The organism is Cryobacterium sp. PH31-L1 (assembly GCF_030063145.1).
In the GTDB taxonomy this organism is placed as follows: domain Bacteria; phylum Actinomycetota; class Actinomycetes; order Actinomycetales; family Microbacteriaceae; genus Cryobacterium.
Genome location: NZ_JASISM010000031.1, coordinates 1 through 507, shown reverse-complemented (window position 1 = coordinate 507; position 507 = coordinate 1). Strand labels below are relative to the sequence as shown.

Below are 507 nucleotides of genomic sequence, written 5' to 3'. Positions count from 1 at the left end.
TGGTGAAGTATGCCGGGACGGTGATGCGGATGGAATCTGCCGGCCGCGCCACCGGGGAGGAGCTGGGGAGCGCCCGTGCCCAGCACACCTATGTAATTCCGCCGCAGGACGTGCGCGAAGCCGCCGACGGGGCGTTCTGGATTGTGCAAGGCGGTGCCATCGCCCCCTTTCGAGCCCTCCCAAACCGGCAGATGCAGCCATCAGCAACGGCGCCGGTCAAACCGTGGTCGGCCGGAGTCGAGCCTTCGGGCAATGTGGACGTCGAGCAGCTCGACCTGGTCGAGACCGATGAACCTGGAAGCGCCGCCTGAACGAGGTGGGCGGCGCTCCACCAGCGTTCAGAGATAGACGATGTCGGAGCTGGTCGCGATCAGGCTGGCGCCGTAGTCGCGGATGAGGCGTGCGCAGCCCGCATTGGCTGCGTTGGAGGTGCGCCCGGGCACGGCGCCGCAGGGACGCCCGAGCTCGAGGGCGGTTACCGCGGTGCTCAGCGCACCGGACTGGTAC

1 protein-coding gene and 1 pseudogene are annotated in these 507 nt (G+C 68.4%); one reads left to right on the top strand and one right to left on the bottom strand.

The features are described from left to right. Positions 1-311, top strand: a pseudogene (locus QMF22_RS17335) (hypothetical protein); the annotation flags it as partial. 27 nt (positions 312-338) lie between these two features. Here the strand turns inward: QMF22_RS17335 and QMF22_RS17330 are convergent. Next, complete coding sequence (locus QMF22_RS17330; RefSeq protein ID WP_283455891.1) at positions 339-491, bottom strand: DNA-processing protein DprA; 153 nt, start codon at positions 489-491, stop codon at positions 339-341. Positions 492-507: the final 16 nt, after the last annotated feature.